The sequence below is a fragment of the Acinetobacter sp. ANC 4654 genome, from assembly GCF_002135425.1.
Classification (GTDB): Bacteria; Pseudomonadota; Gammaproteobacteria; order Pseudomonadales; family Moraxellaceae; genus Acinetobacter; species Acinetobacter kyonggiensis.
Genome location: NZ_NEGL01000010.1, coordinates 1 through 15,464 on the forward strand (window position 1 = coordinate 1; position 15,464 = coordinate 15,464).

At 42.3% G+C, this 15,464-nt stretch carries 12 protein-coding genes; 8 read left to right on the forward strand and 4 right to left on the reverse strand.

Features of this window, described 5'->3' with window-relative positions; all coding sequences use genetic code 11:
• On the reverse strand, window positions 1-2,516 hold a 2,516-nt coding region (locus B9T24_RS16965), incomplete at its 3' end, for a BapA/Bap/LapF family prefix-like domain-containing protein (RefSeq protein WP_171264918.1).
• A 775-nt stretch (window positions 2,517-3,291) separates the two neighbouring features.
• Between B9T24_RS16965 and ribBA the strand changes: the two genes are divergently transcribed.
• Genes ribBA through B9T24_RS14470 form a run of 8 tightly spaced genes read left to right on the forward strand, consistent with a single transcriptional unit; the run spans window position 3,292 to window position 11,469 of the window.
• Window positions 3,292-4,407 carry a bifunctional 3,4-dihydroxy-2-butanone-4-phosphate synthase/GTP cyclohydrolase II gene (gene ribBA, locus B9T24_RS14435; RefSeq protein WP_086166415.1) on the forward strand — a complete coding sequence of 372 codons (1,116 nt, stop codon included), beginning with the start codon at window positions 3,292-3,294 and terminating at the stop codon, window positions 4,405-4,407.
• Window positions 4,408-4,425: 18 nt separating this feature from the next.
• Window positions 4,426-4,896 carry a 6,7-dimethyl-8-ribityllumazine synthase gene (gene ribE, locus B9T24_RS14440; RefSeq protein ID WP_004649641.1) on the forward strand — a complete coding sequence of 157 codons (471 nt, stop codon included), beginning with the start codon at window positions 4,426-4,428 and terminating at the stop codon, window positions 4,894-4,896.
• 3 nt (window positions 4,897-4,899) lie between these two features.
• Window positions 4,900-5,349 carry a transcription antitermination factor NusB gene (gene nusB / locus B9T24_RS14445; protein ID WP_086166416.1) on the forward strand — a complete coding sequence of 150 codons (450 nt, stop codon included), beginning with the start codon at window positions 4,900-4,902 and terminating at the stop codon, window positions 5,347-5,349.
• A 20-nt stretch (window positions 5,350-5,369) separates the two neighbouring features.
• Window positions 5,370-6,302 carry a thiamine-phosphate kinase gene (gene thiL, locus B9T24_RS14450; RefSeq protein ID WP_086166417.1) on the forward strand — a complete coding sequence of 311 codons (933 nt, stop codon included), beginning with the start codon at window positions 5,370-5,372 and terminating at the stop codon, window positions 6,300-6,302.
• Window positions 6,280-6,807, forward strand: coding sequence for a phosphatidylglycerophosphatase A (locus tag B9T24_RS14455; RefSeq protein WP_086166418.1), 528 nt, complete (start codon window positions 6,280-6,282; stop codon window positions 6,805-6,807). Before thiL ends, B9T24_RS14455 begins: the two co-directional genes overlap by 23 nt.
• 17 nt (window positions 6,808-6,824) lie before the next feature.
• Window positions 6,825-8,189: a bifunctional UDP-N-acetylglucosamine diphosphorylase/glucosamine-1-phosphate N-acetyltransferase GlmU gene (gene glmU, locus B9T24_RS14460; RefSeq protein ID WP_086166419.1), complete on the forward strand. Its 1,365-nt coding sequence runs from the start codon at window positions 6,825-6,827 to the stop codon at window positions 8,187-8,189.
• A 12-nt stretch (window positions 8,190-8,201) separates the two neighbouring features.
• Entirely contained in the window at window positions 8,202-10,040 is a 1,839-nt protein-coding gene (gene glmS / locus B9T24_RS14465) for a glutamine--fructose-6-phosphate transaminase (isomerizing) (RefSeq protein ID WP_086166420.1), read from the forward strand.
• A gap of 58 nt (window positions 10,041-10,098) precedes the next feature.
• A complete protein-coding gene (locus B9T24_RS14470) occupies window positions 10,099-11,469 on the forward strand; it encodes a phosphomannomutase (RefSeq protein ID WP_086166421.1) in 1,371 nt (456 codons plus the stop codon).
• A 52-nt stretch (window positions 11,470-11,521) separates the two neighbouring features.
• Here the strand turns inward: B9T24_RS14470 and galE are convergent, their stop codons facing one another.
• From galE to B9T24_RS14485, 3 genes are read right to left on the reverse strand one after another with little or no spacing between them, the layout of a single operon-like run.
• A complete protein-coding gene (galE, locus tag B9T24_RS14475; RefSeq protein ID WP_086166422.1) occupies window positions 11,522-12,541 on the reverse strand; it encodes a UDP-glucose 4-epimerase GalE in 1,020 nt (339 codons plus the stop codon).
• Entirely contained in the window at window positions 12,534-14,201 is a 1,668-nt protein-coding gene (gene pgi / locus B9T24_RS14480; protein WP_143223759.1) for a glucose-6-phosphate isomerase, read from the reverse strand. The genes galE and pgi overlap by 8 nt, the downstream gene beginning before the upstream one ends.
• Window positions 14,198-15,457 carry a nucleotide sugar dehydrogenase gene (locus B9T24_RS14485; RefSeq protein ID WP_086166423.1) on the reverse strand — a complete coding sequence of 420 codons (1,260 nt, stop codon included), beginning with the start codon at window positions 15,455-15,457 and terminating at the stop codon, window positions 14,198-14,200. The genes pgi and B9T24_RS14485 overlap by 4 nt, the downstream gene beginning before the upstream one ends.
• Between the last annotated feature and the right edge of the window lie 7 nt (window positions 15,458-15,464).

Here is a 15,464-nt window from a genome sequence, read left to right on the forward strand (position 1 = left end):
CCGGTAGAGCCTGTTCCGCCTGTAGCACCCGTTACACCTGTAGAACCCGTTGCACCTATATCGCCAGTCGCACCAGTAGAGCCTGTTCCGCCTGTAGCGCCAGTCACACCTGTAGAACCCGTTGCACCTATATCACCAGTCGCACCAGTAGAGCCTGTTGCGCCAATATCACCCGTCGCACCGGTAGAACCTGTTCCGCCTGTAGAACCCGTTGCACCTATATCGCCAGTCGCACCTGTAGCACCCGTCACACCTGTAGAGCCTGTTCCGCCTGTAGCGCCTGTAGCGCCAGTCGCACCGGTAGAGCCTGTTCCGCCTGTAGCGCCAGTCACACCTGTAGAACCCGTTGCACCTATATCGCCAGTTGCACCGGTAGAGCCTGTTCCACCTGTAGCGCCAGTCACACCTGTAGAACCCGTTGCACCTATATCGCCAGTTGCACCTGTAGAACCCGTTGCACCAGTAGCACCCGTCACACCGGTAGAACCCGTTGCGCCAATATCACCCGTCGCACCAGTAGAGCCTGTTCCGCCTGTAGCGCCAGTCACACCTGTAGAACCCGTTGCACCTATATCGCCAGTTGCACCGGTAGAACCTGTTCCGCCTGTAGCACCCGTCACACCAGTAGAACCTGTAGCGCCAATATCGCCAGTCGCACCGGTAGAACCTGTTCCGCCTGTAGCACCCGTCGCACCGGTAGAACCTGTTCCGCCTGTAGCGCCAGTCACACCTGTAGAACCCGTTGCACCTATATCGCCAGTCGCACCGGTAGAGCCTGTTCCGCCTGTAGCRCCAGTCACACCTGTAGAACCCGTTGCACCTATATCGCCAGTCGCACCGGTAGAACCTGTTCCGCCTGTAGCACCCGTCACACCAGTAGAACCTGTTGCGCCAATATCACCCGTCGCACCTGTAGAACCCGTTCCGCCTGTAGCACCCGTTGCTCCTGTAGCACCGTCAGCACCTTTCAGATAATTAATCAGATCTTGTACGGTAGAACCTATAGGTAATTCACCCGCATCAATCAACAGTTCTAAAGCAGATTTTCCATCTTGACCATCGGCACCGTCAGCACCTTTCAGGTACTTAATCAAATCTTGTACGGTAGAGCCTACAGGCAACTCACCCGCATCAATCAACAGCTCTAAAGCCGATTTTCCATCTTGACCATCGGCACCATCCGCGCCTTTCAGATAATTAATCAGATCTTGTACGGTAGAACCTACAGGTAATTCACCCGCATCAATCAACAGTTCTAAAGCCGATTTTCCATCTTGACCATCTGTACCGTCCGTGCCTTTCAGATAATTAATCAAATCTTGTACGGTAGAACCTACAGGTAATTCACCTGCATCAATCAACAGTTCTAAAGCAGATTTTCCATCTTGACCATCTGTACCATCCGCACCTTTCAGGTACTTAATCAAATCTTGTACGGTAGAACCTACAGGTAATTCACCTGCATCAATCAACAGCTCTAAAGCAGATTTTCCATCTTGACCATCGGCACCATCTGTACCATCCGCGCCTTTCAGATACTTAATCAGATCTTGTACGGTAGAACCTACAGGCAATTCACCCGCTTCAATCAACAGTTCAAGCGCTGATTTTCCATTCGCTCCAGTGCCACCTGTAGAGCCTGTTCCGCCAGTCGCACCTGTTGTACCTGTATCACCAGTCGCACCTGTTGCGCCTGTATCGCCCGTTGCACCGGTAGATCCCGTTCCGCCTATAGCACCAGTTTCGCCCGTCGACCCCGTTTCACCTGTGGCGCCAGTAGGTCCTGTTTCCCCAATAGAACCTGTTATATCTACAGTAATAATTTCTGTACCTGTATTACCAGAGCCATCTGTGACTTCAACAGTGACTTCTTCTCCATCAATTAATGGTCGTGTTAAATCAATATCAACACTGCCATCTTTAGTCACATTGCCTTCACCAATAACATTGCCGTTTTGATCTTTAATGACCACTTTGCCATCTTCATTCGATTCAACACTAATCGTCTCTTGGTCTTTTTGAATTGCATCAATAATTGGCGGAGTGGTATCAAGGATGGGTGGAGTGGTATTGTTCGCTGGATTATCATTATTGTTATCGTGGTTGCCAGCCCAAGCCAAAATTCCTGCAGCGGCTAATGGTATTGCTGCCCATAATAAAGGATTCGCTATACCATCAGAATATAATAAAAGCTCAACTTCTTCTAAATTGCTATAAACAATAGGGTCTAAAAATACCCCTTGTTCATCTGTAAACCGAACCCAGAGCAATTCATTCTGATCAGAATGTAATACCAAGCTATGATCTGCTTTAAAAAAGCCATTTAAGGTAATAACTTCGCCATTTTTTAGAACAATGACAGCATTATCATATTCTTTTCGTATCTCCAAAATATCATCTTTTGACAAATTCAGTCTGACGACTGTTGGCGTGTTCGTAAGATTAATATTTTTTATATCTGCTGATAAATTGCTTTCTATATGAGAAATCTTATCAATTAAGACATTTTCATTCATACATCTACCCTCTTTTAAAAATTATTATCTAGAAATGTAGTTTTATTAAAATTAAAATAATTAACAGAAAACATACCATTTCAGTCGGGTTTCAAAGCAAATTTTAACAAAAATTTACACGCATGGATTTTAAAATTAAGATATTGATTTTTATTGTTAATTTAAAAATATATAGCTAAAATAAAAAATTATAATTACCAAATGTTTTATTTTTATATCCAATAATAAGAAAAATTTAGTCAAGATACTTACGATAAATACCTTGTCATGCGACTTAAATACACTCTATTTATGCCCAATATATGGCTCTAAAAATAAAAAAATGCTCTTATATTTTAAAATAAGATGACCTCGTTACTGGGAGCAGTACTCAATCACTTTTTCGGCATAAATAATGACTAAATCATATGAAGGGGTTAGCAGGATGAAGAAAGGGAAATGATCAAATAATGACTCAAATTTAAATACAATGATCTCATCACAAAGCAGCGCGTATGCTTATGCTGCGTTTTATACCAAAGTAGCTCAAAATCGGACAAACCCCGATCATTTTGCATAAGCTTGTCATTATTTATGCATTTCAAATGTTTAAAGATTCGTCACAATCTGATCTTTTAAAATAAAGCCCTCTTTTCAAGCATTCTATGACTGTGTATAACAATGGGCAGTTTAGGGAAAACTGATAAGCATAGGCAAAGGACGTCAAAACACGTTAGACTATGCAACAATCAATACAAGCAAAATGTCGTTTGAGACAAAAAGAAGGTGAAGATTGATGCCGCTCAATACCGTTGAAGAGCTCGTAGCAGATATCCGTGCAGGAAAAATGGTCATCCTGATGGATGATGAAGATCGTGAAAATGAAGGTGATTTAGTTATTGCTGCGACACATGTACGTCCAGAAGACATCAACTTTATGATCACGCATGCACGTGGTTTAGTTTGCTTAACGCTGAGTCGCGACCGTTGTCAGCAACTTAATCTTCCGCTTATGGTCGATGCGAACGGCGCACAGCATGGTACGAATTTCACGCTTTCTATTGAAGCAGCGGAAGGTATTTCAACAGGTATTTCACCTGCTGAACGTGCACACACCATTCAAACGGCTGTTGCAGCTCATGCTAAACCTGCTGACATTGTTCAGCCAGGTCATATTTTCCCATTAATGGCACAACCCGGTGGCGTACTGCACCGTGCAGGTCATACCGAAGCTGGTTGTGACTTATCCCGTCTTGCAGGACTTGAACCTGCCTCTGTGATTTGTGAAATCATTAATGAAGACGGCAGCATGGCACGTCGTCCAGACCTTGAAGTTTTCGCAGAAAAACATGGTTTAAAAATAGGAACCATTGCGGATTTAATTCATTACCGCATGACCAATGAACAAACAGTTGAACGTATTGATCAACAAACCCTAGACACTGAATATGGTACTTTTGATTTGTATCGTTACCGTGAATTGGGTAATCCAGATATTCATTTAGCTTTAGTGAAAGGTCAGCCTAAAGAAGGTGTAACGACGGTTCGTGTGCATGGCTTTAGCCCAGTTCGTGATTTATTGAAACTCAATAAACAAGATGGCGAACCTGCATGGAACTTAGACCGTGCACTAAAAGAGATTGCCAACAGTGACCGCGGTGTTTTGGTGTGGATTGGTCAACGCCATTTACAAGATTTAGGTCCTGCTTTAAGCAACTTAACGACACCCAAACCAAGCAAATCAAATGCAGCACTTTCTCAGCAATATCAAACAATTGGTGTAGGTGCACAAATTTTACGTGATTTAGGCGTAGAAAAGATGAAGCTACTCAGCTCACCTTTACGCTTCAATGCCCTATCAGGCTTTAATTTAGAAGTGGTGGAATATATCACCGCAAATCAAACAACTTAAGAAATCATCGAGGTTGCTATGGCAGTTCGCCGTATTGAAGGTATGTTACATCTCGCGAGCGAAGGCCGTTACGCGATTTTAGTGGGCCGTTTTAATAGCTTTGTGGTAGAACATCTATTAGAAGGTGCAATTGATACATTGAAACGTCATGGTGTATCAGAGGATAATATTACTGTTGTTCACGCGCCTGGCGCATGGGAACTTCCTGTGGTTGCAAAAAAACTTGCCGCTTCAGATCGTTTTGATGCGATCATTGCACTGGGTGCTGTGATTCGTGGCAGCACACCTCACTTTGATTTTGTTGCTGGTGAATGCGCTAAAGGTTTAGGCGTTGTTGGTCTAGATACTGGCTTACCAGTGATTAACGGTGTACTTACTACGGATAGTATTGAACAAGCGATTGAACGCTCTGGTACAAAAGCAGGTAATAAAGGTGGCGAAGCTGCCCTTACTGCAATTGAAATGGTTAACTTGTTAAAGGCTATTTAAAGCATGTCGCAAACACTTCAAGCTACTTATGCAGCGAAACGTAAAGCACGTCGCTTTGCTGTACAAGGAATTTATGAATGGCAGATGAGCCACAATCCCGTCCATGAGATTGAAGCACGTACGCGTGTGGAAAATGCCATGCACAAAGTGGATCTCGGCTATTATCATGAATTGTTAACTCAAGTGGTTGCCAATCATGAAGCATTGGATGCACTCCTCATCCCTGTGCTTGACCGTGAACTTAATGCCTTAGATGGCGTTGAGCTTGCGGTACTTCGTCTAGGCGCATATGAACTCAAAGATCATCTTGAAATTCCATATCGCGTTGTTCTAGATGAATCCATTGAGCTTGCTAAACACTTTGGTGGTGCTGACAGCCATAAATACATCAATGGTGTATTAGACCGTTTAGCAACCAGCTTACGTGCAGCAGAAAAGCAACAAGCCGACTAATTTTTCAGTAGATTTGTTGTATGGCTGAGTTTTCCATCATTGACACTTATTTCAATCGACAGACTGTTGCATCTAACGATGGCAACACTGTCGACTTAGGTGTCGGTGATGACTCAGCCTTGCTCACCCCCCCACCCAACCAACAATTGGTCATCTGTGCCGATACTTTGGTTGCGGGTCGACATTTCCCTTTAGACACCACTCCACATGCCATTGGCTGGAAATCTGTTGCCGTCAATTTATCCGATATTGCTGCAATGGGAGCCAAACCGCACAGCATTTTATTGGCATTGAGCTTACCCCAAATTGATCATGACTGGCTCAAAGGCTTTAGTCAGGGTTTATATGATTGTTGCGATCAATTTGGGGTCAGTTTAATTGGTGGTGATACCACGCAAAGTCCACACCTCACCCTTTCGGTAACCGCACTGGGTTGGGTTGAATCGGGTCAAGCCGTAACACGTTCAGGTGCGCAAATCGGTGACTATATTTGTGTCAGTGGGCACGTTGGTGATGCTGCTTTTGCTTTACAGCATCTCGGTCATGCACTACAAAAGCGTTTGGATTACCCGATACCGCGCTGTCAACTCGGACAACAGCTAAAAGGCTTAGCCTCAGGCATGATTGATGTATCGGATGGTTTAGCCCAAGATTTAGGGCATATTCTCAAAGCATCTAATGTCGGTGCTCAAATTCAATTAGACAAACTTCCAATAAGTGAAGCACTTCATATTTTACCTCAAGAAAAACAATGGCATCACGCTTTAGCAGGTGGCGATGATTATGAATTATGTTTTACCATCAGCCCGCTAAATTACGATAAACTTTTGCAACAAAAATTAGATATTAATATTACGATTATTGGACAAATTACCAAACAAAAGGGATTAACTTTTGAGCTAGATGGTGCACACTATCCATTACAATTTCATGGATACCAACACTTTGCATAAACCCGCAATCAATTTTAAAAATATGTCTTGGTTCAACCGCTGTATCGTGTTTTGCGGTGTTGGATTTGGTTCTGGACTGCTGCCAAAAGCACCGGGCACCTTTGGTTCTGCTTTCGCCTTGTTGTTTATTCCAATTTGGCTGGTATTGGGGTTTTTGAATGCCACATTGGCGATAATTCTCATGTCTGTTGTTGGCATCTATATTTGCGGGCAAACGGCTAAAGTGATGGGGGTTCATGATGATGGGCGTATTGTTTGGGATGAGTTTGCTGGACAATCGATTACCTTTTTACCGCTCATTTATTTAGGAGCGATGAACTGGTATTGGGTCTTAGTTGGATTTGCTTTATTTCGTTTGTTTGATGTATGGAAACCTTGGCCTATCAGCGTGATTGATCGTCAAGTTGGTGGTGGTTTCGGCATTATGCTGGATGATATTATCGCTGGCATTTGGGCTGCCCTCTGCATCTGCATTTATTTATATTTTGTGATTGGCTTAAGCTAAAACTTGTAGGATTGCACATGTCTACTAACGTTATTATTCTTGCTGCAGGTAAAGGAACACGTATGCGTTCAACTTTACCGAAAGTATTACAACCTCTTGCAGGACGTCCTTTATTGGGACATGTGATTGAAACTGCAAAAAAACTCAATGCCGAAAATATTATTACCATCTATGGTCATGGTGGAAATCTGGTTCAACACGCATTCGCCCAAGAAAATGTAGAATGGGTTGAACAAGCCGAACAACTCGGTACAGGTCATGCTGTAAAAGTGACTTTGCCCGTGTTACCTATGGATGGCGTATCGCTGATTCTCTCGGGTGACGTACCTTGTATTACAGAGGCGACTTTAAGAAAATTACTGCAAGCCTCGACAGAAACGGGGATTGGCATTGTGACCCTGACGGTGGATGATGCCACAGGTTATGGTCGTATTGTGCGTAAAAATGGTGAAATTCAAGCCATTGTTGAGCATAAAGATGCCAATGATGAACAACGCAAAATCAAAGAGTTTAATACAGGTATTTACTGCGTCAACAATGCCAAATTGCATGAATGGTTACCCAAACTTTCCAATGAAAATGCGCAAGGTGAATATTACCTAACCGATATTATTGCCATGGCGATTGCCGATGGCTTAAGCGTCGCTTCGGTTGAACCTGAATTGGCTTTTGAAGTTGAAGGCGTCAACGACCGCGTGCAACTGGCAACATTGGAACGTGAATTCCAAAATAACCAAGCCAAAAAACTGATGCAGCAGGGTGTACATCTAATGGACCCTGCACGTTTTGATTTACGTGGCAACTTAAGCGTAGGTCAAGATGTTCGGATTGACATCAACGTGATTATTGAAGGTGATTGTGAATTTGGTGATCATGTCGAAATTGGTGCTGGTTGCGTGATTAAAAACAGTAAAATTGCCGCAGGCACCAAAGTACAACCCTATAGCATTTTTGATAATGCAATTGTTGGTAAAAATGCTCAAATTGGTCCTTTCGCACGTTTGCGCCCCGGTGCCAAACTTGCCAATGAAGTACATATTGGTAACTTCGTTGAAGTGAAAAACTCCAGTATTGGTCTGGGTTCTAAAGCCAATCACTTCACTTATTTAGGTGATGCTGAAGTGGGTGCAGGTTCAAATATTGGTGCTGGTACGATTACCTGTAACTACGATGGTGCAAATAAGTTTAAAACCATTATTGGCGACTCGGCTTTTATCGGTTCAAATAGTTCGCTGGTTGCCCCAGTCCATATTGGCAATGGTGCAACGGTTGGTGCTGGATCGGTGATTACCCGTGATGTTGCAGAAAATAGTTTAGCTTTCGAGCGTTCAAAACAAGTGGCCAAAGAAAACTATCAACGCCCCGAAAAAGTGAAAAAATAAGAGGATTTAAATATGTGCGGAATTGTTGGTGGCGTTGCTGAACGTAATATTATCAATATCTTAATTGAAGGTCTAAAACGCCTTGAATACCGTGGCTATGATTCAGCAGGTGTTGCGCTGATTAATCAGGGTCAAGTTTTACGCGAACGTCGTGTCGGTAAAGTGGTCAATTTAGAACAAGCAGTCAATGAAGCAAATATCGAAGGTTCATTAGGCATTGCCCATACACGTTGGGCAACGCATGGCAAACCGACTGAAAATAATGCCCATCCGCATATTTCCGGTACAGTTGCAGTGGTGCATAACGGTATCATTGAGAACTATCAAGAACTTAAAGATGATCTTGAGTCCCTCGGTTATGTTTTCACCTCGCAAACAGATACTGAAGTTGTCGCACATTTAATCAATGATGCCCTAAAATCAACTTCTAGTCTTTTAACCGCAGTACAACAAGTCGTGCCACAATTAAAAGGTGCTTATGCACTCGGAATCGTGCATACCGATCATCCAGATGAATTGATCACGGTTCGTGAAGGCTCGCCACTGGTGATTGGTGTGGGGATTGGCGAAAACTTTATTAGCTCTGACCAATTGGCTTTACTACCGATCACGAATCGTTTTATTTACCTTGAAGAAGGTGATATCGCACGCTTAACCCGTAGCAGTATTGAAATATTTGTTGAAGGTCAATTGGTTCAGCGTCCTGTGAAAGAGTTGGATGCGACCGTGAGTACCGTATCTAAAGGCGAATATAAACATTACATGCTCAAAGAAATTTATGAGCAACCTGAAGCGATTCAACAAACCATTTCCCAAGCCCTCAATAGCAATGCATTACGTGACGACTTCTTAGCTGAAGCGGTTGCCGATTTTGAAAACATTCAACAAATACAAATCATTGCCTGTGGTACCAGCTACCATGCAGGGATGATTGCGAAATATTGGTTTGAGCAACTAATTAATTTACCTTGTCAGGTAGAAATTGCCAGTGAATTCCGCTATCGCACACCAGTCATTGTCAATCACACCCTGTATGTCTGTATTTCTCAATCAGGTGAAACTGCCGATACTTTAGCCGCGCTGCGTGATACACAAAAAAGAGCGCTGGCAAAAAATTTAAACATTGTCACCATGACCATTTGTAATGTGGCCACTTCGTCAATGGTGCGTGAAACCAAACATAGTTTACTGACTTTGGCTGGACCTGAAATTGGGGTGGCTTCAACCAAAGCATTCACCACGCAACTTGCCGCACTGATGCTGTTGGTTTTAAAAATTGGTCAAGTCAAGCAAAGTATTGCTGTTGAAAGAATAACGACCATCATTACGGATCTATGGCATACACCCAAAGTTATTTTAGACACCTTGCAGCAAAATAAAGATATTTTACGTTTGTCTGAATTGTTTGTTGAAAAACAACATTGCCTATTCCTTGGGCGTGGCACAGAGTTCCCGATTGCACTTGAAGGTGCATTAAAGCTGAAAGAGATTTCTTATATTCATGCTGAAGGCTATGCCGCAGGCGAACTGAAACATGGCCCGCTTGCACTGGTCGATAATGATATGCCTGTGGTGATTCTTGCACCGCAAGATGACATGCTGGATAAGCTGAAATCGAATATGGAAGAAGTCCAAGCCCGAGGTGGAGAGTTGTTTGTCTTTGCCGATGAAAACAGCGGTATTAAAGGCAAAGACCGTCAACACGTGGTTCATGTTCCGAGTATCAGCCCTATTCTTGCACCGATTGTTTACAGCATCCCAGTTCAATTGCTGTCTTACCATGTGGCTGTACTGCGTGGTACCGATGTTGATCAGCCACGTAATCTGGCAAAATCAGTCACTGTAGAATAACTTCAGATCAAAAGGCCAGTTTAACTGGCCTTTTTCTTCTGTCTTAATGAGAAAAGTCATGACCCAACTCACTTGTTTTAAAGCCTATGATATTCGTGGCAAACTCGGCCCCGAACTCAATGAAGACATTGCCTATAAGGTCGGTCGCGCTTATGGTCAAATTTACCAGCCGAAAACAGTGGTGATTGGTTGTGATATCCGTCTAAGCAGTGAAAGTCTTAAACAAGCCACCATCCGTGGTTTAAATGACGCAGGTGTTGATGTCCTCGATTTAGGCATGACAGGCACAGAAGAAGTCTATTTCGGTGCATTCCATCTGGATGTTCAGGGTGGTATTGAAATTACCGCGAGCCATAATCCCATGGATTATAACGGGATGAAATTGGTTCGTGAAAATGCACGACCGATTGGTGCTGATTCAGGTCTAAAAGAAATTCAAGCACTTGCTGAATCTGGAAAATTTATAGACGTTGAAAACAAAGGCACTGTGCAAAATTATAATATTTTGCCTGAGTTGATTGAACACTTGATGACCTATATTGCGCCTGAAAAAATCAGTCCTTTAAAACTGGTGGTCAATGCAGGTAATGGTGCAGCAGGTCATGTGATTGATGCGATTGAAGAACAATTCAAGCAACTGAATATCCCTGTTGAATTTATCAAAATCAATCATCAGCCAGATGGCACTTTCCCGAATGGTATTCCCAACCCTATTTTAGGGGAAAATCGTGCCAGCACTTCTGAAGCGGTGATTGCCCATCAAGCCAATATGGGCATTGCGTGGGATGGTGACTTTGACCGTTGCTTCCTGTTTGATGAAAAAGGTCAATTTATTGAAGGCTACTATATTGTCGGTCTACTGGCCCAAGCCTTCTTACTGAAGCAGTCAGGCGAAAAAATCGTGCATGATCCACGCTTGGTTTGGAATACTTTAGCCATTGTGGATGAACTACACGGTATTGCCGTGCAATCGCAATCTGGGCATTCATATATTAAAGAGAAGATGCGTGAACACAATGCGGTTTACGGTGGCGAGATGAGTGCGCACCACTATTTCCGTGATTTTGCTTATTGCGATAGTGGCATGATTCCTTGGTTATTGGCGATTGGCGTGTTATCAGAAACCAAACAATCGCTTTCTACCTTGGTAGAAAACATGATTACTAAATTCCCGTGTAGTGGCGAAATCAATTTTAAAGTTGCAGATACCGCCCAAACTATTCAAAAGATTTTTGATCATTATGCCGATCAACACCCTGAAATAGATCAAACGGATGGGGTCAGCCTTAACTTTGGCGCATGGCGTTTTAATGTCCGTGCCTCTAACACTGAACCCTTACTGCGTTTGAATATCGAAAGTCGCTTAGATCACAATCCTAAACCAATGCAAAATTATGTAGATGAACTCACTGCATTAATTCAGAGCTAAGCTTGAATAAAAAATGGGAGCACAATGCTCCCATGTTTGACTTTAAAATAAATTAATTTTTATACCCTGTTGGGTTTTGTTTTTGCCAATTCCAACTGTCTGCCAACATATCTTCTAGACCATATTGCGGCTGCCAACCCAATTCTGCTACAGCACGTGCATTATCGGCAAATGACGTTGCCACATCCCCTGCACGACGCGCTACAAACTCAAAAGCAACCGCTACACCAGTGACCTGTTCAAAGGTATTTTTAACTTGTAAAACCGATGATCCATTGCCTGTACCAATATTCCATGCACGACAACCTTGAGCATTTAAACGATTATTCAACGCGCATAAATGTGCAGTGGCTAAATCGACCACATGAATATAATCACGTACGCCCGTCCCATCCACTGTATCGTAATCCTTGCCAAAAATAGCCAATTTTTCTCGACGACCCACTGCAACTTGCGTTACATAAGGCATCAGATTATTCGGAATACCTTGTGGATCTTCACCAATGCGACCACTTTTATGCGCACCAACGGGATTAAAATAACGCAGTAATGCAATCGACCAACGCTCATCTGCAATACACAGCTTTTGTAATAATTGCTCAACAATCAGTTTGGTATAACCATAATTATTGTTCGGTATGCCTGTTGGCATATCTTCATTAAGTGGTGATATATTGGCTTCATCATAGACCGTTGCCGATGAGCTAAACACTAAATTAAATACATTTGCGCGCTCCATAGCTTGTACTAAGCAAATTGAACCCGCAATATTATTGTCAAAATACTTCAGTGGAATCTGCTGACTTTCACCTACAGCTTTTAAACCCGCAAAATGAATAACGGCATCAATCTGATGTCCCGCAAAGACGGTATCCAAAGTTTGCGCATCTCGAATATCACCTTCAACAAAGGCTAAAGATTTTCCTGTCAGTGCTTGCACACGGTTTAAAGACTCTGCTGAACTATTGGATAAATTATCCAGCACAACAACCTCATGCCCTAAATTTAACAGTTCAACACAGGTATGTGAGCCAATATAACCTGCCCCACCCGTCACTAAAATTTTAGCCATGTGCTTTTCCTAATAATATTTGAATTAAACCTTGCGTAGAAACATCTAAAGTTGAAAGATCTTTCTCATCACCATTTAAAATGGGCAACAATTGATTGGCAATTTCTTTACCCTTTTCTACGCCCCATTGGTCAAATGGATTAATATTCCAAAGCACGGATTGTACAAATACTTTATGTTCGTACAGGGTAATCAGCATACCCAAACTATAAGGATTCAATTCTTGTAATAAAATAGTGGTACTCGGTTGATTGCCACTATAGTGTTGATATAGCGGTAAATCTGCTAATTCTTTTTGATCCAAAGCTTGATTGCCAAATGCCAATAAACGCGACTGTGCCAAGCAATTCGAGAGTGCTAAATGGTGTTGTTCAATTAAGGCCTCTGCATTTTCAACATAGGTAAATTGATTCGCATTATAGCGTTTCACAGGTGCAATAAAGTCACAACTGACTGAATGACTACCTTGATGTAACAATTGATAAAATGCATGTTGCGCATTCGGTCCAACCTCCCCCCAAACAATCGGGCACGTATCAAGTTGTACTTTTTCCCCGTTACGCTGAACCGACTTACCATTCGATTCCATTTCTAATTGTTGTAAATAAGCCGCAAAATATTTTAACCGGCCATCATAAGGTAGGACTGCATGGGTTTGAATATTCAGAAAATTATTATTCCAAACCCCCAGTAGGCCCATCAACACGGGTATATTTTTTTCAAACGGGGCATTTTGAAAATGCTCATCCACTGCATAAGCACCGGCAAGCAACTGTTTAAAGCCCTCAACCCCTATACTTAATGCAATAGGCAAACCAATACACGACCATAGTGAATAACGTCCACCCACCCAATCCCAAAGCAATAATTGGTTTTCAGCAGCAACCCCCCACTCGGTCATTTTTTCAGGCTTGGTCGATACACCAATAAAATGATTGGTTAACAGATTCTCGCTTTTCCCAAGTGACTTTTCCAACCATTGTCGCACTGTTTGTGCATTTGAAAGCGTATCAATGGTGCCAAAAGACTTGGATGAAATAATAAATAAGGTGGTTTCTGGACGCAGCTGATGCAGCAACTCAGAAAGCTGGCTACCATCCATAGTCGATACAAAATGTACCGCCAATGGCTTAACCGTCTTTACTTTATAATCCGAAAGTGCATGACTGACCATGACTGGACCTAAATCGGAACCACCAACACCAATATTGACCACATCTTGAATCACTTCACCCGTTGCACCACGGTACTGACCAGCGTGAAGTTTTTCCACCAAAGCATACATACGCTCTAACTGTTGATGCACTTGCTGATTAATCTGTGGAAACTTTTTATGATCCATGGGTTGGCGTAATGCCCAATGCATGGCTGCACGCTGTTCTGTATAGTTGATTTTTTCTTCAGAAAAAAATCGCTGGATCCAACTGGCTAATTCATTGGATTGAGCAAAAGCCAATAAGTCATCTAAAACCTGTTGATCTATACGCTGCTTGCTATAATCAAATACAAGTTGATCGCACTGCACTGAAAAATTTTCAAAGCGATTTTTCTGAGCAAACAATTCATTTAAATGAAGACTATTATGCCGATTTGCAGCATCACGTAATTGTTGCTTTAGGACTGTTTTACGTTTTGAATAGTGTTCAATATTTTCACTCATACACGACCTACGCCTTGGTAAGCAAAGCCCTGTGCTTTGACAAACTCAGGATTAAATATATTTCTGCCATCCAAAATCAAGGGATGCTTCATTTTCTGTTGGATCTGTTTAAAATCAGGACTCCAATACTGCTTCCATGCGGTCATGACACATAAAGCATCGGCATGTTCAACTGCCTGATATTGTTCATCACATAAAATTAAATCGTCTCGATGACCATAAACTTTGTGTATTTCATCCAATGCTTGTGGATCATGTAATTGAACTTTAACGCCCTGCGCCCATAATGCAACCAGCATGGTATGAATGGGAGAATTATGAATACTCGACGTATTCTCTTTAAAAGATGCACCCCAGATCGCAACCGTTTTGGCTTTTAAATTGCCATGATAGTAATTCCAGAGTTTCCGAAACAAAATTTCTTTTTGTTGTTGGTTAATTTCCCAGACTTGTTCTAGCAGTTGGCTACGCACCCCTGTATCCGACAGCGTATGCGATAAAGTCAGAATATCATGTGAAAAATTCTCGCCACCAAAACCCACACCAGATGACAAATATGCCGCACCGATACGGCTATCCGCAGCTAAACCTTGTCGAACATTGGCAATATCAATCCCCAGCTTTTCTGAAACGAGGGCAAGATCATTCATATAACTAATACGGGTTGCCAACATGCCCGAAATACTGAGTTTGGTAAATTCAGCATCTAAAATAGGCATCATCAAAAATTGCTGTTTGAATTGAAAAAAAGGACGTAATAACTCTTGCATGAATTGTGCAGTTTGATCCTGATCCACTCCAACGATCACTTGTTTGGAATCGGTAAAGCTGCGAATCGCATTACCTTCTTGAATAACATCAGGCAAATATGCCCAATAATCCAAAGCAAGTTTCTGCTTTAACTGATCGGTACCACGTAAACCAAAAGTTGAACCATTAATCATCAATTTTGGATGAATTATCGGTAATAAACTGATTTTTTCAGCAATCGTTAAAGCTTGATTCAACTCGGATGGGCTATAAGAAAATAAATAAGCATCCTGATCATGAAAGAGTTGATCAATCGAGATCATCTTTAAAAAATCAGTGTGCAGCTGCTTTAGAATCAAACGATTGACTGAATCATCTTGATATTGTGGTGCTTTGGGTACTGGCAAATCTGATACTAAACACCAAGACACTTGATGTCCAAACTCAGCCATCAAACCCGCCAATACACCTGCTTGTAAGGTGGTGCCAAACACACTAATTTTCATGACTCAC